Source organism: uncultured Maribacter sp., from assembly GCF_963977385.1.
Classification (GTDB): Bacteria; Bacteroidota; Bacteroidia; order Flavobacteriales; family Flavobacteriaceae; genus Maribacter.
Genome location: NZ_CAXBOU010000002.1, coordinates 37,192 through 54,664, shown reverse-complemented (window position 1 = coordinate 54,664; position 17,473 = coordinate 37,192). Strand labels below are relative to the sequence as shown.

The 17,473-nt window shown below is 32.3% G+C and carries 18 protein-coding genes; 7 read left to right on the top strand and 11 right to left on the bottom strand.

Translation table 11 applies throughout. The annotated features are described in order from the left end of the window. Positions 1-24: 24 nt before the first annotated feature. Entirely contained in the window at positions 25-306 is a 282-nt protein-coding gene (locus AAC084_RS03485; RefSeq protein ID WP_339836985.1) for an EF-hand domain-containing protein, read from the bottom strand. A 190-nt stretch (positions 307-496) separates the two neighbouring features. Between AAC084_RS03485 and AAC084_RS03480 the strand changes: the two genes are divergently transcribed. The 3 genes from AAC084_RS03480 (at position 497) to AAC084_RS03470 (ending at position 2,987) form a co-directional block, all read left to right on the top strand. Then, the gene (locus AAC084_RS03480; protein ID WP_339836983.1) at positions 497-1,576 is read left to right on the top strand and encodes a histidine kinase; all 1,080 of its coding nucleotides are present in this window, start codon (positions 497-499) and stop codon (positions 1,574-1,576) included. Continuing rightward, positions 1,569-2,243, top strand: coding sequence for a LytTR family DNA-binding domain-containing protein (locus AAC084_RS03475; protein ID WP_339836981.1), 675 nt, complete (start codon positions 1,569-1,571; stop codon positions 2,241-2,243). The genes AAC084_RS03480 and AAC084_RS03475 overlap by 8 nt, the downstream gene beginning before the upstream one ends. 186 nt (positions 2,244-2,429) lie before the next feature. After that, entirely contained in the window at positions 2,430-2,987 is a 558-nt protein-coding gene (locus AAC084_RS03470) for a DUF4494 domain-containing protein (RefSeq protein ID WP_339836979.1), read from the top strand. Here AAC084_RS03470 and AAC084_RS03465 read toward each other — a convergent pair. Next, the gene (locus tag AAC084_RS03465; RefSeq protein ID WP_339836976.1) at positions 2,984-3,817 is read right to left on the bottom strand and encodes an AraC family transcriptional regulator; all 834 of its coding nucleotides are present in this window, start codon (positions 3,815-3,817) and stop codon (positions 2,984-2,986) included. The genes AAC084_RS03470 and AAC084_RS03465 overlap by 4 nt on opposite strands. 127 nt (positions 3,818-3,944) lie before the next feature. Between AAC084_RS03465 and AAC084_RS03460 the strand changes: the two genes are divergently transcribed. The 3 genes from AAC084_RS03460 (at position 3,945) to AAC084_RS03450 (ending at position 7,870) form a co-directional block, all read left to right on the top strand. Beyond that, on the top strand, positions 3,945-4,751 hold the full coding sequence (locus AAC084_RS03460; protein WP_339836974.1) for a phytanoyl-CoA dioxygenase family protein: 807 nt from the start codon (positions 3,945-3,947) through the stop codon (positions 4,749-4,751). Further along, positions 4,752-5,585 carry a sugar phosphate isomerase/epimerase gene (locus AAC084_RS03455; RefSeq protein ID WP_339836972.1) on the top strand — a complete coding sequence of 278 codons (834 nt, stop codon included), beginning with the start codon at positions 4,752-4,754 and terminating at the stop codon, positions 5,583-5,585. It abuts the gene before it with no gap. A 218-nt stretch (positions 5,586-5,803) separates the two neighbouring features. Further along, positions 5,804-7,870 carry an ATP-binding protein gene (locus AAC084_RS03450; protein ID WP_339836969.1) on the top strand — a complete coding sequence of 689 codons (2,067 nt, stop codon included), beginning with the start codon at positions 5,804-5,806 and terminating at the stop codon, positions 7,868-7,870. Between the two features lie 80 nt (positions 7,871-7,950). Here the strand turns inward: AAC084_RS03450 and AAC084_RS03445 are convergent, their stop codons facing one another. Further along, on the bottom strand, positions 7,951-8,454 hold the full coding sequence (locus AAC084_RS03445; RefSeq protein WP_339836967.1) for a GreA/GreB family elongation factor: 504 nt from the start codon (positions 8,452-8,454) through the stop codon (positions 7,951-7,953). Positions 8,455-8,641: 187 nt separating this feature from the next. Here AAC084_RS03445 and AAC084_RS03440 point away from each other — a divergent pair, with 187 nt between their 5' ends. Further along, a complete protein-coding gene (locus AAC084_RS03440; RefSeq protein WP_339836965.1) occupies positions 8,642-9,748 on the top strand; it encodes a Gfo/Idh/MocA family oxidoreductase in 1,107 nt (368 codons plus the stop codon). 24 nt (positions 9,749-9,772) lie between these two features. On the opposite strand, the gene AAC084_RS03435 is transcribed toward AAC084_RS03440, so the two are convergent. The 8 genes from AAC084_RS03435 to AAC084_RS03400 form a co-directional block, all read right to left on the bottom strand. Then, the gene (locus AAC084_RS03435; RefSeq protein ID WP_339836962.1) at positions 9,773-10,603 is read right to left on the bottom strand and encodes a DUF1080 domain-containing protein; all 831 of its coding nucleotides are present in this window, start codon (positions 10,601-10,603) and stop codon (positions 9,773-9,775) included. Between the two features lie 94 nt (positions 10,604-10,697). Continuing rightward, positions 10,698-11,435: a LytTR family DNA-binding domain-containing protein gene (locus AAC084_RS03430; RefSeq protein WP_339836960.1), complete on the bottom strand. Its 738-nt coding sequence runs from the start codon at positions 11,433-11,435 to the stop codon at positions 10,698-10,700. Positions 11,436-11,478: 43 nt separating this feature from the next. Further along, positions 11,479-12,486: a hypothetical protein gene (locus AAC084_RS03425; protein ID WP_339836957.1), complete on the bottom strand. Its 1,008-nt coding sequence runs from the start codon at positions 12,484-12,486 to the stop codon at positions 11,479-11,481. A 13-nt stretch (positions 12,487-12,499) separates the two neighbouring features. Then, a complete protein-coding gene (locus tag AAC084_RS03420) occupies positions 12,500-13,099 on the bottom strand; it encodes a hypothetical protein (protein ID WP_339836954.1) in 600 nt (199 codons plus the stop codon). Continuing rightward, positions 13,096-13,755, bottom strand: coding sequence for a YHYH protein (locus AAC084_RS03415; protein WP_339837950.1), 660 nt, complete (start codon positions 13,753-13,755; stop codon positions 13,096-13,098). The genes AAC084_RS03420 and AAC084_RS03415 overlap by 4 nt, the downstream gene beginning before the upstream one ends. Positions 13,756-13,782: 27 nt before the next feature. Continuing rightward, positions 13,783-14,421 (bottom strand): hypothetical protein, encoded by a 639-nt coding sequence (locus AAC084_RS03410; RefSeq protein WP_339836952.1) that lies wholly within the window; start codon positions 14,419-14,421, stop codon positions 13,783-13,785. A gap of 52 nt (positions 14,422-14,473) precedes the next feature. Further along, entirely contained in the window at positions 14,474-16,273 is a 1,800-nt protein-coding gene (locus AAC084_RS03405) for an ABC transporter ATP-binding protein (protein ID WP_339836950.1), read from the bottom strand. Between the two features lie 159 nt (positions 16,274-16,432). Further along, positions 16,433-17,470 (bottom strand): histidine kinase, encoded by a 1,038-nt coding sequence (locus tag AAC084_RS03400; RefSeq protein WP_339836947.1) that lies wholly within the window; start codon positions 17,468-17,470, stop codon positions 16,433-16,435. Positions 17,471-17,473 lie beyond the last annotated feature (3 nt).

Sequence of the window (17,473 nt, the reverse complement as noted above, 5' to 3'; positions counted from 1 at the left end):
TAAAATTTTAAGGATTAATGTGAATTAGTTTCTAGACCTTCCTTTTGGTTTAGGAGCATTATCTAATTCTTCCTTAGAAAGAAAACCATCTTCATTCGCATCAATCTTATCAAAATCATCTTTTAAAGGTCCTTTTACTTCTTCTTTAGAAAGTTGACCGTCTTCATCTTTATCCATTTTTTTTAATAGTTCAGTAAATGTTGGCGGTTCTTTTCTATCTCCTTTAGACTGTGCATTTGCGGTAACGGTTCCAAAAGCAACCAACATGGCAAATAATAATCCAGTTTTTAATGTAATACGTTTCATATGTTTTAATTTTAATAATTAATATTCGAGAACAAAGATGTGAGAAACTTCAATGTAATATGAGCGCATTAAGTGTTTGCCGTTTACTTTTAAGTGAATGCCATATTATAAACAGCGAACTCTTTAGTATCACCTGTTTATAGCCTTGTTTACGGGGTTTGTTTGAATTATTATTCCTTTTATTTGCAACATGAACAGACATAAGAATTTTATATTTCACGTAGCGCTATGGTTACTGATTTGGTCAACTGCTTGGATTTTTAGTGGCAGTGATATTCAATTTGCAGCGGAAAACGGAATGGCGCTCGTATTTCAGATTTTAGTAATTGCCATATTAATCTACTATACGGTTCCTCAATTATTACTTAAGAAAAAATATATAGCATTTACTATAGTCTCTATAATTACGGTTTTTGTGGTCACCCTAATTTTAACCAATGTTGTTCCGGATCAGATTCTAAGTCTGGATAATGTAGGACAGGTACCAGGACCTAGATTTGGACCAGGACCTGGACAAGGACCCAGATTTGAAGATGGACCACCGTTAGATGTTAACCGTAGACCGCCATCACGTTTTTTTATTAATCTATTATTGATTGCCATAGCCTATGTGATAGCTACGCTTGTAGAAATATTTCTACTTGCTCAGCGAAAAGAAGAGGAAATAGTCATCAATAAAAATGAAGCTTTACAAACAGAGTTGAAGCTATTGAAATCGCAGATTAATCCACATTTTTTATTCAATGCGCTAAACAATATATATGCACTATCTGCTATTGATTCCGGTAAAACTCAAAAGAGTATCAGTTACTTGTCAGATATGCTTAGGTATGTTTTATACGAGTGTGAGCAAGAGATTGTACCGCTGTATAAAGAGATAGATTATATTGAAAATTATATAAAATTATTTTCTCTTAAAAGCAGTAAAACATATCCTATAACGACTACATTTTCTATAGAAAATCAGAACATACAGATTGTACCCATGTTATTGATTCCTTTTTTGGAAAATGCCTTAAAGCATAGTAATATTGAAAAAGTAACTGGCACATTTATTAATCTGAAAATTAATGCTACCGAAAATAGTATTGATTTTGAATTAGAGAATAGTAAACCTGAATTTAAGATCGTAAAGGATGATGTTGGTGGCATCGGGATAGAAAATGTAAAGAAACGTTTGGCAATTCTATATCCAAACCGACATGAATTGGTTATAAACGAAACTTCGCAGGCATTTAAAGTAAATTTAAAACTACAACTGCATGAATAGTATAAATTGTATAGTCGTAGATGACGAAGAATTGGCACGTGCTCTACTAATATCTTATATAGAAAAGTTAGATTTTTTGAATTTGGTAGGTGAGGCTGAGAATCCGTTAGTGGCTTTACAATTAATGAAAGAATATGATGTAGATGTTTTGTTTCTGGATATTCAAATGCCCGAGATAAAGGGGACGGATTTTGCAAAAATGGTAGATTCCAACACCAAGATAATTTTCACCACAGCTTACTCACAATATGCTTTAGAAGGCTATGAACTAAATGCTGTAGATTATCTGTTAAAACCAATTACGTTCGAACGTTTTGTTACTGCGGTAAATAAAGTGAAATCGAATAAAACGCTCGAAAAATCCAATGCTATAACTATAAAATCAGGCTATGATTTGCATAAGGTAAAATATGAAGATATTCTTTATGTAGTTAGTGATAGTGAGTATGTCACGTTCCATTTAAGTGATAAGAAGATAATTAGCAATCAACGCTTAAAAGTTTTAGAGCAAGAGTTACCAAGTTCTATGTTCATGAGAGTGCATAGGTCTTATATCATTAATAAGAGTAGCGTAACAGGGTTAAAAGGTAGAGATTTACTTCTTTCTGATGTTATTATACCGGTAAGCGATTCGTATTATGAACATGTAAAGCAAGAATTGTTTTAACTAATTTTCTAAGAAATTTTTTATTCTTTGCAGAGTCTTTATCTGCAATCTTTTGAGTTTTATATAAGTGTCTTATTTGTAGGTAATTATATTATCACTAAATAATTTGTGAATATCTATTCTCAATTTTACCTGTACCAACAATAGCTAAAACTTATATTTGACACCCCTAAAACAATGTGAAAAATGAGTGCAACGTGGTACGAGTGTAAAGTAAAATATAGAAAGCTTGATGAAGCTTCAGGAATGCAAAAGGTAAAAACCGAACCTTTTTTGGTTGATGCAATTTCATATACCGAAGCAGAAAGTAGAATTACAGAAGAAATGTCTGCCTATTTAAGCGATAGTGAAGAAATTAAGATTACCAATATTAAGGTCGCTAATTTTGCCGAAATTCACCCTTTTGAAAATTCGGACCGTTGGTTTAAATCTAGAGTATCTTTAATCGCTTTTGATGAAGAAAGCGGAAAAGAACGTAAGACAAACATGTATTTATTGATTCAGGCAAATGATGTCAAAGAAGCCTATGACAATACCATCAGTATAATGAAAGATACTATGGGTGAATATACTGTACCTGCCATATCAGAATCTCCAATTATGGATGTATTTCCATATTTTTCTGGTGAAGAAGATGATATGAAACGCGTAGAAAAATTCAATATATTGAAAGATTCAGTACCTGCAGTTTCAGAAGTTATTGAAGAAGAACCAATTGAAGCGGAAACTGAGGCAGAAGTTTAAGTCCTAAAATCTCTGGGACTCTTCCCTTTTAATTTTTTAAAGGTTCGGTTAAAATGAGATAGGCTTTCAAAACCACAATCAAAAGCAATGGCCTGTATTTGTTTATCTGTAGTTGATAAATACATACAGGCCTTTTCTATTCTTGATAAGTTTAAAAATGTAATAAATGAATGTCCCACGGCATTTTTAAACCATCTGCAAAAAGATTGTTCTACCATATTCGTTTTATTAGCCATTTCTTTTACGGTAAGTTTTTTATCTAAATTTTCAAGGATGAAGGTGGTTATAGTTTTTATCTTTCCCTGAGATTTAGCAGTTGTAATTTGATGATGAAACGTCGAAGATGAAAGATATTTCCTATGGTTATCCTGATATAATCGATGAACTATTTGAAGTAAACTCGCCAGTTGTTCTGCTTTCGGTAATGTTTCAAAATCACGCAATAATTGAAATATTTTTTCATCCGGTTTAATAAACTGAATCCCTTTATCTGCTTCTTTGTATAACGTATGTAACATTTCACATTCCGAGAATGTATTGAAAATATCTGAAGGAAATTGAAGAACAATAGCTTCATGTTTATTTTCCTCGCTATGAATAAGAGAAGTATAATTATGTGGCAAATTTGCTCCCAAAAGCACTAAATCCTTTTCTGCAAAAGGCAATATACTATTCCCAACAAAACGGGTACCACTGCCTTTTATAATCAAGGTAAGTTCTAATTCAGGATGGTAATGCCAAAAGGGTTTAAAATAGTCGACTTCAAGTTTAAAAAAGTGAAATGATTTTTTAGTTTTTTGCAATCCAATTTTTTCAACTACAAGCTTCATATAACTTATATAAACAATGAATAAGTTAAAATTTAATCATTTATGTTTAGATATGCATGGTTTTGGTTAAAATTGAAAAACTTTATGACTATTGTTCTAACTAATTTTATAGAACAAATTTGGAGTTATGAAAAAACAAGACATACTTAGTAATCCTTATACTCTTACAAAAGAGCAAATTAATTTTTACTACAAAAACCGTTTTATAAAATTAAAGGATGTATTGGATTCCGAGACACTTTCACATTACAATAGTATAATTTCCCAAAAAGTAAATGAATTAAATGCAGAACCAAAACCGTTAGATAAGCGGGATACTTATGGTAAAGCCTTTGTACAGTTATTCAATTTATGGAAAGAAGACGAAGCTATAAAACCATTTATATTCTCAAAAAGATTGGCACAAATAGCCGCAGAACTTATGCAAGTTGAAGGTGTGCGACTGTACCATGATCAAGCCTTATTTAAAGAAGCGGGTGGCGGTATTACTCCTTGGCATGCTGATCAGTATTATTGGCCATTACAAACAGATAAAACTGTTACAGCTTGGATTCCTTTACAAGAAACACCATTAAGCATGGGACCATTAGAGTTTAGTGCCGGAAGTCATGAAATTATGGACGGTAGAGACCTTTCTATAAGTGATGAAAGCGAAAAAGAAATACAGAAAAGATTGAAAGTAACCGGTTTTGAACATGTTATAGAGTCCTTTGATATTGGTGAGATCAGTTTCCATTCTGGTTGGGTTTTTCACCGTGCTGGTGCTAATACGACAGATGAAATACGTAAAGTAATGACCGTAATTTATATGGACAAGGACATGAAATTGAAAGAGCCTAGTAATGATGGTCAACAGAACGATTGGGACACCTGGTGCCCAGGTGCACAAATTGGAGAAACGATTAATTCACCCTTGAACCCTGTATTGTACTAAATGAAGAATGTCAACTATTTATATCCTTTTTGGGGTAGTGAACATTTATCACCTAGCGAGTTTCTATTACTTGCTAAAGACCAAGGTTTTCAAGGTGTTGAAATTAATGTTCCAGAAGACAAAGCTTTTGAACAACAATTTTTAGAAGTCTTAAATACGACCAGAAAAAGTGACCCAAATTTTGTTTGTGTACTTCAACAAGTTTTAGAGATAAAGCAAGAATCCGTTTCTAATTATACTTCCAATGTGATTAAACGATTGGAGTGCATGTTGCCATTTGCCCCAGACTTTATCAATTCCCATACAGGGAAAGACCACTACTCATTTGACGATAACTGCAAAATCATAGATGCCATAGAAACTTTTTCTGAAATACATAACATTCCAGTTTACCATGAAATTCATAGGGGCCGATTTACTTTTCATTCTGCCACTACCCTAACCTATTTAGAAAAATTTCCACAATTGAAATTGGTGGGTGACTTATCGCATTGGTGTGTTGTTTCAGAAAGCATGTTACAAGATCAAGAACATATTCTTAATAAGATTATTCCGCATATTAAACATATTCATGCACGAGTAGGTTTTGAACAGACACCACAGGTAAATCATCCTTTTGCGCCAGAATGGAAAAACTATGTAAATCAATATCTAGTTTGGTGGCAAGCTATAATCAATGAACAAAAAGTCATGGACGATATTACAATAACTCCGGAATTTGGTCCTTACCCTTATATGCCACAAACTCCATTTAACAAAAGACCATTAGCGAATCAACAAGAAATAAATATCGCTATGAAATTGTATTTAGAAAAGAACTTGATTCTTTCTTAAGACTAAGTTTATTAAACTTAGTCTTAATCGTTTCTATCCCCTATCATAAAAATATAGCTAACTAACCAGTATAAATATTAACGTATATTATAAAGTCTTGTTAATAGCTAATTATCATATAAGTAAGAAAATACATACAATTTATGATGTTTTACAACATAAATAGTGATGTGTCATAAGTAGATTATATATTTAGATTTTAATTCCTAATTTGTAAAATGAGAAATAAATTTAGTACCGGTAGTACTCTTCTGGCTCTGATAGTATTTTTCATGAGTCTTATCTGCTCTTTAAATTTATCTGCACAATCAGAAAAAAAGAACTTAGCCAAAATAAAGGAACTAAAGTCAAAACAAGATTTTAATCCTGAAAGCCCTGTATACATTGATTTATTAATAGAATTGTCTAATAATCTACTTTATACAAATAAAGATAGTACTCTGCTCTTGGTTAATGAAGGTTTAGCATTAAGTCTGAAAACAAATTATATAAAAGGAGAAGGGTTTGCTTATTTGCGTTTAGGTGACTATTACGCTAGAATGGCTGATAAGGAAAATTATAAGTATTACTATAATAAAGCTATTGCGCTTTCTAAAGACAATGATTTTAAGAAACTTGAAGGATATGTTCTCAATAATTATGGTAACATTCTTTCTGAAACAGGTGATTATAACGGTGCACTTAGGTTTTATTTAGAAGGTATTGAATTAGGTAAGGTCATAAATGAACCTAAATTTTTAGGTTTTTTATATGATAACATTGGCGTTATATATAACAAACTTAATGATTACGAAACTTCTTTAATTTTTCATAAGAAAGCTTACACAATCAATAAGGAAATTGGGGATAAATTTCTAATAGCAAGTACATTAAGTACAATGGCATCAGTATATGCCAATATGCATAATTTTAATGAAGCTTATGATGCCTTGAGTATTGCCATACCAATTTTTACTGAAGAAGAAAGTTTGGATTGGTTATCATTTTGCTATGAGGTGAAAGGAATAATAGCTTTAGAACAAAAGAATTATGAGAATGCCTTAAAATGGTATTTGGAAAGTAATAAAATATGCGAGAATCTAAACTATTTTACAGGTACATTAAATACGTATAGTGGTTTGGCAGACGCATATTTAGGTTTAGGTCAAATAGATTCTGCCGAACATTATGCATTAAGAGCTCATAAAGAAGCACTCCCTATCAATTTTTCTGAAGTACTAAAAAAAACTACCAGAACACTTTCTTCTATTAATAGAGTTAATGGAGATTATAAGATTGCCTTAGAATATCAAGACGATTATCTAAAACTGATTGCTGAAGTTGATTCGGAAAACTTCAAGAAAAGTATGTCGATGTTAAGAAGCCATCAAGAATATGAGGTTCAAAAGAATCTCCTACTTGAGAAAAAAAATAAAGAAATAGCAAATCAACAAACATTTACCTTTATCGCTTTATGCGGGTTATTCGTGCTTATTGTATTTCTTATTTTGATTTATAGGGACTATAAAATTCAAGGGAAATTCAATACTTCTTTACAAAAGAACCAACAAGTATTAAAACAAAGAGAGTTAGAATTAAATGAAAGTAATAATACCAAGGATAAACTCTTTTCCCTTATAGCACATGATTTAAGAGGTCCCATTAATTCTTTTTATGGGATAATGGAACTATATGTAGACGGTCAAATGTCAAAAGAACAATCTGACCAATTCTTACCTGTAGCCTTAGAAGATTTACGTTCTATCACCGATATGCTAGATAATCTTCTGGTATGGGGACAAACACAAATTAGCGGTATAACACATAATCCAAAAAATATAAATATTCAAGTTTTAGTTCAGGAAAATATTAGATTATTAAGGCCTTTAGCCATTAAAAAAGGAATAACCATTACCAATAAACTTAATGAAGAAACGATTAGCTATAGTGATAATAGTCATATTAATATTGTCTTAAGAAACTTACTTAGTAATTCTATAAAATTCACAAATGCTAAAGGAAACATTACAATCTCGGCTATAGAGAAAGATAGTAAAGTACAAATATCCATAGTAGATGATGGAATAGGAATGGATTCGCAGACAACAAATAATATTTTCAAAGAGAACAATTACAAGTCTACCTACGGTACAAATAATGAAAAAGGAACTGGGTTAGGTTTATCTATTTGTCAGGAAATGGTAGAAAAGAACGGAGGTCAAATTTGGGTAGAAAGTACTTTAAATAAAGGAACTACATTTTATTTTACGCTTCCTTCCAAGAAAATTCTTAAAAAGATAATTTAAATATTGAAGGTTGGTTACCCCTAAAAAAACATGTCTAATTTAAAAAGACATAAGTGACAAACTGTTTAGATTATAGGTTACTAAGGATACTTAATTTCTTTAATTTTAAATACCCGTTCTTCCTTGCCAAGATTTAATACAACTGTATCCCCTACTCTTTTTGAAATTAAAACTTTGGCTATTGGTGATAGAAATGATATCTTTTGTTTTGAAATATTAGCTTCATCTACTCCCACAATTTGATATTCTTGTATATTCTTAGAATCTCCGATTAATAAAGATATTTTTGCCCCAAAACGAATTTCATTTTCAGGTTGCTCCTTTAAGTTCACAACCTTGGCTATAGAAATTCTTTCATTTAATAATTGCAATTTAGCGTTGATAAGATTAACAGCAATACGACGTTCCTTTTCGTTTTCTTGTGATATCAGGTCTTTATTAATATTTAATGCCTTTTTTTCTTCCAATAATTGGTACAAGCCTAGTGGTGTAACATAATTGATTATCCCTACAGGTAAATCAGCTCTAGGTGGCACCATTGGTATTTCTTCTTGATCTTCTTCTTTTACAAATCCCCTGCTCATGTATTTAATTTTATATCAAAATTACCTATACGGTTCTATTTTAAATAATCGTATCCATCCTATTTTTATCACTTTTAGTAATATAAAACCTAAACCAATCCGTTAACTAAGTTATGGTCATTGCGAACATTACGTATTTAGATTTCTTATATTTAGATAAGAAAAATTCAACCAAACATAATTAACTATGACTTCGAGAAGAAAATTTTTGGAAAAACTATCAGTAACTTCGGTTGCAATACCCCTATTATATAGTCCGGTTAACTTATTTGCAGCTGGCTCTGAACCGTATGATGGCCCAATATTAAAAGTGGCGATAATGGGTTTAGGTAGTTACGGTACGCGTGTAGCAGAAGCAATGCAATCTTGCAAACGAGCAAAATTAGTTGGTGTCATTAGTGGAACACCTTCCAAGATTAAAAAATGGCAATCGAAATATAGCATTCCAGATAAGAACTGCTATAACTATGAAAATTTCGATGCAATAAAAAACAATCCGGATATTGATGCAGTCTATATTATAACTCCTAATGGATTGCACAAGGAACAGACATTTAGGGTTGCTAAAGCTGGTAAACATGTAATTTCTGAAAAGCCAATGGGTGTAAATGCAGAAGAAGGTCAACAAATGGTTGATGCCTGTAAAGCCGCAAATGTGAAATTATTGATTGGTTATAGAATGCATTTTGAACCTAAAACCGTTGCAGTTATTCAAATGCGTAAAGACGGAGTTTTCGGTGATACTAAATTTTTTCAAGGACAATCTGGGTTTACAATAGGCGACCCAACACAATGGCGTTTAAATAAAAAACTTTCAGGTGGTGGTGCTATGATGGATATTGGTATCTATTCTATCAATGGCGCTCGATATATGTTGGGCGAAGAGCCTACTTGGGTAACAGCACAAGAAACTAAGACAGATCCGGTAAAATTCAAGGAAGGTATCGACGAAACTATACAATTTCAAATGGGATTCTCTAGCGGTGCTGTGGCCAATTGCCTTTCTACGTACAGCATGAACAATTTAGACCGATTTTATATGACTGGTTCTAAAGGATTTGTAGAAATGCAGCCGTCAACAGGTTATGGCCCTATAGAAGGAAGAACGCATAAAGAGCCCTTGGCCCAACCTCACGTTACCCATCAAACGTTACAGATGGATGGTATGGCCGCATTAATTTTTGATGGTGTACACCCAATAGTACCGGTTGACGGCGAAGAGGGTGTTAAGGATATGAAAATTATAGATGCTATTTTTTTAGCGGCAAAAACCGGAGAAAAAGTAACATTGTAATTTATGTATTTTGAATCTATCGAATTAATATTCCATAAGTTCAATAGTACGAAAATCAATAGGGTGGCTGTTTGACTGTAAAGAGATAAAGCCACCTTTTACTTTTGTATCCTCATCGGTCATTAACATTTTGGCAGTAGCGTTTTCGGTATTATAAGTTGGATTGGAATATCTTAAAATTTCTTCACCATTAACATAGTGTGTAATTACACCATCTTTAATATCAATCTCAGCGGTAACCCACTGATCGCCATGAAATGTTTTGGAGACATCGGCAGCAATACAAGTCGTCTTATTCTGTACACCACTATGTTCTATAAACATTCCGTTGGTGCAAGCAGCTCCTAATGGGCGTTCATCAGTGCCATTACCACCATGAAAATTATATTCCAAACAAACAGGAAAAGCCTGATCTATTTTTTGTGTTGCCGGAGGTTGTCCATGAAATTGAATTCCGCTATCACGATATCCCCAAGTTGGTGCACCTGGTGCCGTTTCTCCAACAAATCTATACACAACTTTCAATCTATAATTGCTAAGATATTTGTCAAAATATACCGTACCAAAACGGTCATTAAATTCCGGTCCGTATTCATCATACCTAATTTTTAGAATACCATCTTCTACCCTTAAAGTATTGCCAAAATTTTCACCTAAGTTATGCCCAGGAATTTTAATGGTCCATCCGGTTAAATCCTTACCATTAAAAATAGACACCCATTTTGTTTCAGTTCTGGTATCATCTAGATTAATTGCAGAATCTGAGTTATTACTGACTTTTTTACTTCCACAAGAAATTGATAAAATTAATGTAAAGACAAAAAAGACTTTGATAAATGTGGAATGTAAATTCATTTTCAAACAGGTTTAAAAATCAAATTTAAATGTACTGAAAAATAAGTATGATTATTTAAATCTACTTGTTGTAATCTACTTCTATTATGAAATACTAAGAATTCAATGAATTATCGTTTATATAATCTAAAAACCGTGACTTGTATTGCTCAGAAACGGTGATGCGTTGTTTATTGATTATGATTTGACTACGTTCAACTACTTCAACATATTTTAAGGATACAATGAATGATCTATGTACTCGCATAAAATTTGAACTAGGTAATTCTTCTTCTAAACTTTTAAGACTCATTAATGTTAGAATAGGCTTAGGATTATCTTTTAACCAAATTTTGATGTAGTCTTTTAATCCTTCAAAATAAAGAACATCGGCAAGTTTAATTCGCAATTGCTTGTATTCTGATTTTACAAAAAGAAATTCTTTTTCGTCGGATACCGTAGAGGAATGTGTATTTCCTTTTACCAAAGAGAACCACTCTAAGGCTTTATTAGCAGCGGTTAAGAACTCGGCATAATCAAAAGGTTTAAGTAGATAATCTAAAGCCTCAACTTTAAAACCTTCTAATGCATATTGGTCAAAAGCGGTCGTAAAAATGACTCGCGAATGTTTTGGAAGCATTTTAGAAAATTCCAGTCCGGTTAAATCTGGCATCTGAATATCTAGAAATAAAAGGTCTACTTGTTCAGTATTTAAAAACTGCATGGCTTCTATAGCGCTATTGCATTTCTTTTTCAACGTTAAATACGGAGTTTTCTCTACATAGCTCTCAACTAGGTTAACAGCCATAGGCTCATCGTCAACAATCATGCAAGTAATTTGTACGCTTTCCATATCAGGTTTCTAATTTTAATAGTCTAAAGAAATATTTCTATATCTATTTTACGGTATATCTAACTAATACTTCGTTATCTAAAATTACATTTGTTGACCATATAAATTGAGCATCTGCGGTACTATCATCAAAAATATTTGTAAAATTGGTGTAAGATGGTTTATTATCTACACCTATAGTATTGTTTGTAAACTCTGTTGCGTTAGGCCATTGGCTATCATCAAAAGCAGCCGATTGCCAGTTTGATGGTGTTTTCCAGTGTAAAGCGTAATATGACGTTCCGTCATTAGAATCTTCCGTACTACACGTTTCACTTAATCTTAAAGTGCCTTCTTCGCTAGCACAAGATAAATCTCTTATAGGCGCTGTATAAAAGGTTTGCGCTTTCCAATTAGCATCTGTTGTTGCAATTATCTCATCTTTAGCATTTTTAAAAACAGCTACCATACCTCCATCTCCAGGATGAAATGCTTGTCCTCTATTCGCCTCAGATCCTAAACCACTATTTTCTTCCCAATCTACCAATTTCATGGCTATTGTAAAAGGCGTGCTTACCTTAAACCTAACAATATTAGAATTGAATTGCGTAAAAGGCACATTATCTTTCCCAACAGGAATTCCATTAATGTACATTTCAAAATAGTTGTCAGCAAATACATACGCTGTAATTATTTCACCATCGGCATCTACTTCTATAATATCTGTTCCGTCTAAAGCTGCTAGAGCTTCGTCTGCATTTTTATATTCTACCTTTGTACAAGGATTAAACAAATCGGATGCAAAAGGAAAACTGTCATCCGTAAAATTAACGGCTGCAGGAACCGTCCATGTACTGCCGTCTGTTGCAGTAGAAGTACCAATTGGCGCTTCTCTACCTTTATCGCATTCCAATATATTTTCAGTTACAACTGTTGCTTGCCCTTGCGATACAGATGCTGTGCCTTTATAAACTTCTGAATTCTGAGGAGTAGTCTTTGGACTGTTTTTACAAGCTGTAATCGTTAAAGAAGCGAAAACAAAGAGTAATATAATGTTCTTTAAGTGTATCATTATTATGTTTTTTTTAATTGGAGTCTATAAATGTTAATGTTGTTCTATCTATAATTTTTACGGTATTCATTGCATTCATAAATACATTATAATCTACATGTAAACTGTGTTCTTTAGGTAAAGTGGTAGGTGTTTCGGATAAGGCATAAAGCGCTATGGTATATTCGTGTTTACCTTTACCACGAGAACATGGCGACGTATAGGATATCGCTGTACCATCTTTATTAGATCCCATAAACCAATTCCCTTTAGCCGCCATTTTGTATGGTATTTCTGTTGTTTTCGGATTAATATCCCATAATAACAGGTATGAATTAATTTCTGTTTTATTATCCTTTTTCGGGTAATGATAAATTACAACTGCTAAAGATTTAGTGCCTTCTGGCACATTTTCCCACGACAATGGAATGGAGTTTTCGAGATCATTGACCTTCTCTTCGCACTTGTAAGCATCCAATAAAATAGCATCCTCTATTGCAATACTGGTTAGTTTAAAATCTGAATGTATAGTTTTGAAATTATCATGATTCACTTCTGTAGTTCCTTTTTTATTATTTTTACAAGACATCAACCCAATAAAAAGAATGGGTATTATTAATTTTGAATATTTCATTTTACTCTTAATTTATAGGTTTCAACGGTTGCTGTACCATCAGGATTTATAAATTGATAGCTGTAATTGTCTTCATTGTCCCATTTGTAATTTATAATATATTCTTCTGAATCTAAACTGTACGTTAACGCATATGAATTTTCTCCTAAAGTTTTAAAACCAATAATCTCAGCACCTCGTAGTGGTCTTAAAGCAGGTCTTAATTCTTGTGTTCTAGGTTGCGGAGACACTTGATTCTCTGGTGCCTCTGTTTTTGGGTCCAATATGACTTCACCTCTCATACCTGCAATGAAATAAGGATATTCTTTAATAGTATGATATTGATAAGAACCATCTGCGTTTGTTTTTCCTAAATATTCATCTAATGCATCTGTTGTTTCGCCATATACGGGAAAACCATCTACAGCGTAAGCAACAGGATTACCTGTACCTACTTGATCTTGTAAATGCAATGGTGGTAAATGATAATGATAATCGTCTGCACGACCACAATGTCCGCCCCAGTTGTCTAATTCTCCAATAGCATTCGCATCTTCACCTCTATTGTTTAAAGGGTTAAATATGGGGATTCCATTTACTGCAACAGCTATCGCACCTTTTAGTAAATTGGTTTTTGTAGATAATGGGTATTCTGCCATTTTTGGATGCGTAGGTATTGCCCAACTATTGTCACCGGTATAATTTTACTTGATAGGAACTTGTTGTTGCCAGTTTGTTATACCAACCATCATGTAATGATTTGGTAAGCCATTTGATGAAACATACAGGTACTTAGCGTCTGAATGTGTTGTAACACCGTCAAATTTTTCAAAAAAGATTTGCATCAAAGAAACATTATTTGCTGGTACTTGCGTAGTACTTGTTTTAGTTGCACTGGTATTTTTACACGATACTATTAAAATTACACCTAAACCGAGTACTCCGTGAGTTAAGTACACTACTTTTTTTTGTTTTATCAGTTTAAAAATAGAAAAGGACAAAAGAAGAATACCTAAACCAATAAGAACCCAATTAAAAATTGAAAGTGATTGAGAATCAGCTTCAATAGCTGTGCTGTTATTTAAAGAATGAATAAATTTATTTTTTGTTTTAATATAGTTTTGATCAGCTTGTGCGAAGTCTGTTATTTGAAAAGTTTGAATAGTATGATTGCCATCCATGAGCCAAACTTCACCGTTTTCGTATGAAATAAAATCAGCCTTGATTATTCTATCAGTGGTTGTTAATTCCCATTGTTTGGATGGAACTCCATGTCCACCTTCATGGGCGGAAATAGAACCAAAAGATAAGACGACGAGGATAATTAAAATTGAATATTTCATAGTCTTTCGCTTTATTATTTATAGTTCTAATTTTATAAATAAAATCAGAAATTTATTCTTTTAACGTGTTTTTAATTTTATCAATATTTAAGCTATTTGCCATAGCATTAAAAATTTTATAATAGGCACTCTCATTGTTATACAATGCCACATGAGTACCCTGTTCGATAACTTTTCCTTTTTCTAAAACAATGACATTTTCGGCGTCAATTATTTGAGAAATACTATGAGAAATAACGATTACTGTCCGCCCTTTTTTTATGGCGTCTAAACTTTTCTTGATTTTTTCTGTTGCTATAGCATCTAAACTTGCCGTAGGTTCATCAAGAAAAATAATAGGAGGATTTTTTAGAAATAATCTTGCTATAGAAACCCGCTGTTGTTGCCCTCCAGATAGTAATGTTGCTTTTGAATTATATCCCTCTGGTAATTGAATAATTTGCTCATGGATATAGGCTTGTTTTGCTGCTGCTACAACCTCTTCCTCTGTAGCATTTTCTTTTCCGTAAAGGATGTTTTCTTTAATGCTACCATTAAATATATGGTTCTTTTGTAATACCAATCCGATGTTATCTCTTAGCCAATGCGTATCATACTCTTGTAAATCAACACCATCTAAAAGTATTTTACCTAAAGTGGGTGCGTAGAACTTATCTAACAAATTAATCACCGTGCTTTTTCCAGCACCACTTAAACCAACTAGAGCATTTATCGTATTGGGTTTAATAACCATGGAAACATCATAAAGGGCTTTTGTTCCATTAGGATATGCAAAATCTACATTTTTAATTTCAAAAGTACCGGTGAATTTTTCAGGAATGTAAGTGCCACTTAATTCTGTTTCTTCATCTGCGTCCATAATTTCAAAAAACGCATCCGAATATATTATCGCATCTTGTACTTCATCATAAATGCGATGTAGCTGTTGTATAGGTGCCGATACATTGTTAAATAGTAAAATATGAAACATTATGGCGCCGATAGTCATGCTGCCATTTAAAACAAAATAAGCGGTTAATATGATAATAATTACGACTCCAAATTGTTCTGTGAATTTCTTCAATCCGTCAAATAAGAAACTTAATTTTCTTGTTTGTAATTGATTTTCAGTCATGTCTATCTGAATGGCTTCGTGCTTTTTACTTTCAAAACTTTCTCTTGTAAAAGATTTTATAACGGTAATAGAATTTATTAAACCAATAATGCCATTATTTTTTGTTTCTCTATATTTCCTCATGGTGCGTCTAAAACCTTTCAGTTTTTTAGCTTGTAAACTGCTTATGTAGAAGAAAAGTGGAATAATTGAAAGACTCACTAACCCCACATATACGTTGGCGTTAAACATGATAATTAAAGCTACAAAAGCATTAAAAAATAAAGGTAATATGTCAATAAAAAAGTTTTTTACTAACTGTGTAAGGCTGGAGACGCCTAAATCTATTCTGGTTTGTAATTTGCCACTTTCATTAGTTGGAGAACTATAAAAAGCCATTTTGTAAGTCAATATGCGTTCTACAATATTTTGAGCAAAGTCTTTTGAAATGTAAATTTTCATTTTTTCTCCGTAGAACTTTTGACCAAATTGTACTAATGCATAAAAACCTTCCTTTAAAAGAAGAATAATGCTAATTGTTGCTAATAGCGAAAACCCTTCTTTTACGGTTTTATTAGCGTCACTTAAGGTTGTTAATTCATCAACGGTGTAGCGTAATACTAACGCATTAACCTGCGCCAATAATGAGCCGATTATGGTTAAGATTAAAGACGCAATGACCAAGTTTTTATAAGGTTTTACGTAATCCCAAAGTTTTTTAAAAAGCGCTACAAGCGTTTGCTTAGAGGCATCTTTCATATATTAAAGTTTAAACGAATTATATTTTTGAAATAAGATAACTTGAGTAGCGATATTGTTTTATTTGATAACACTCAAAAAAATTTTTCTATACATAGTAATTATTGAATTAGAGTATTCAGTTTATCACTATTCAAAAAAATAAGAGCCCTATGATGTTTAGTTAGTCTCTATTTTTAAATTAACCCTGTAAACACCACCTTTAAGTTCCTTTTTAAAAGTGTGTTTATTTGGATATAATAACTGTAAGCGTTTTTCTAGATTAGCCAACCCAATTCCAGAACCACTTTTATCATTGTCCTGTTTAGGGAAATTATGGTTTTCAATTGTGAAATCCACTATGTTTTCCTTAATGGTCATATCAATTGAAATGATACTATTTTTGTTCGCAGAAACCCCATGTTTAAAAGCATTTTCAATTAGAGAGATGAACAGTAATGGAGCAATTTTAGTCTGTGGTTCACTAATTGGAAAGCTAGATTCTACGGTTGTTTTATCTGTTAAACGAAGATTCATTAAGTCAATATACTTTCTCATGAATTCAATTTCCTTTGAAAGAGGAACTAATTCAGTGCTTGTTTCATATAATAAATAGCGCATTAATTTGCCTAAACTATGAATGGTAGATTTTGCTTTATCCGGCGATATATCTACAAGAGAATATATATTATTCAAAGAATTGAAAAAGAAATGTGGTTGTAACTGATATCTAAGATGTTGCAGTTCCGTTTGTAATTTAAAGTTATCCGCTTCCTTTTTCTCTGCTTCAGTTCTAACCCATCTTTTAGTGGTCTTAATGGCTATTGAAAAAAGTAAAGGAGCAGCATAGGATAACATTTGTACATATAAGAACAGTTTAAATCGAGGTCCTTCCCTATTATCCTCTGGCGGTCGTTTCTTTATGAGTTCGGCAAAATAATTATCCTCAATAAATTCTTTCATCAAAATAAAAAAACCGATAATCACTAAATTGATAAGAATAAATACTACCGTTTTATTCGAGAAAAGGAATTTGTCAATTAGTATGAGAAAATTCAGATAAAATATGATTGCATAGAATAACATGGGTATTAAGAAATGGGCAATTAATCTATTATTATCCAATTCTTGACCGTATGATAAAACAAAAGGTATGCTCAACAGCACTAACCAAATGAGTAGATGCTGAACTATGATTATTTTTTTATTCTTGTACATAAT

Coding starts and splice junctions, on each gene's coding strand:
- AAC084_RS03460 (WP_339836974.1), top strand. CDS start 3,945: ATGAAAAAACAAGACATACTTAGTAATCCTTATACTCTTACAAAAGAG.
- AAC084_RS03485 (WP_339836985.1), bottom strand. CDS start 306: ATGAAACGTATTACATTAAAAACTGGATTATTATTTGCCATGTTGGTT.
- AAC084_RS03480 (WP_339836983.1), top strand. CDS start 497: ATGAACAGACATAAGAATTTTATATTTCACGTAGCGCTATGGTTACTG.
- AAC084_RS03470 (WP_339836979.1), top strand. CDS start 2,430: ATGAGTGCAACGTGGTACGAGTGTAAAGTAAAATATAGAAAGCTTGAT.
- AAC084_RS03405 (WP_339836950.1), bottom strand. CDS start 16,273: ATGAAAGATGCCTCTAAGCAAACGCTTGTAGCGCTTTTTAAAAAACTT.
- AAC084_RS03475 (WP_339836981.1), top strand. CDS start 1,569: ATGAATAGTATAAATTGTATAGTCGTAGATGACGAAGAATTGGCACGT.
- AAC084_RS03455 (WP_339836972.1), top strand. CDS start 4,752: ATGAAGAATGTCAACTATTTATATCCTTTTTGGGGTAGTGAACATTTA.
- AAC084_RS03465 (WP_339836976.1), bottom strand. CDS start 3,817: ATGAAGCTTGTAGTTGAAAAAATTGGATTGCAAAAAACTAAAAAATCA.
- AAC084_RS03425 (WP_339836957.1), bottom strand. CDS start 12,486: ATGATACACTTAAAGAACATTATATTACTCTTTGTTTTCGCTTCTTTA.
- AAC084_RS03410 (WP_339836952.1), bottom strand. CDS start 14,421: ATGAAATATTCAATTTTAATTATCCTCGTCGTCTTATCTTTTGGTTCT.
- AAC084_RS03430 (WP_339836960.1), bottom strand. CDS start 11,435: ATGGAAAGCGTACAAATTACTTGCATGATTGTTGACGATGAGCCTATG.
- AAC084_RS03440 (WP_339836965.1), top strand. CDS start 8,642: ATGACTTCGAGAAGAAAATTTTTGGAAAAACTATCAGTAACTTCGGTT.
- AAC084_RS03400 (WP_339836947.1), bottom strand. CDS start 17,470: ATGTACAAGAATAAAAAAATAATCATAGTTCAGCATCTACTCATTTGG.
- AAC084_RS03445 (WP_339836967.1), bottom strand. CDS start 8,454: ATGAGCAGGGGATTTGTAAAAGAAGAAGATCAAGAAGAAATACCAATG.
- AAC084_RS03450 (WP_339836969.1), top strand. CDS start 5,804: ATGAGAAATAAATTTAGTACCGGTAGTACTCTTCTGGCTCTGATAGTA.
- AAC084_RS03435 (WP_339836962.1), bottom strand. CDS start 10,603: ATGAATTTACATTCCACATTTATCAAAGTCTTTTTTGTCTTTACATTA.
- AAC084_RS03420 (WP_339836954.1), bottom strand. CDS start 13,099: ATGAAATATTCAAAATTAATAATACCCATTCTTTTTATTGGGTTGATG.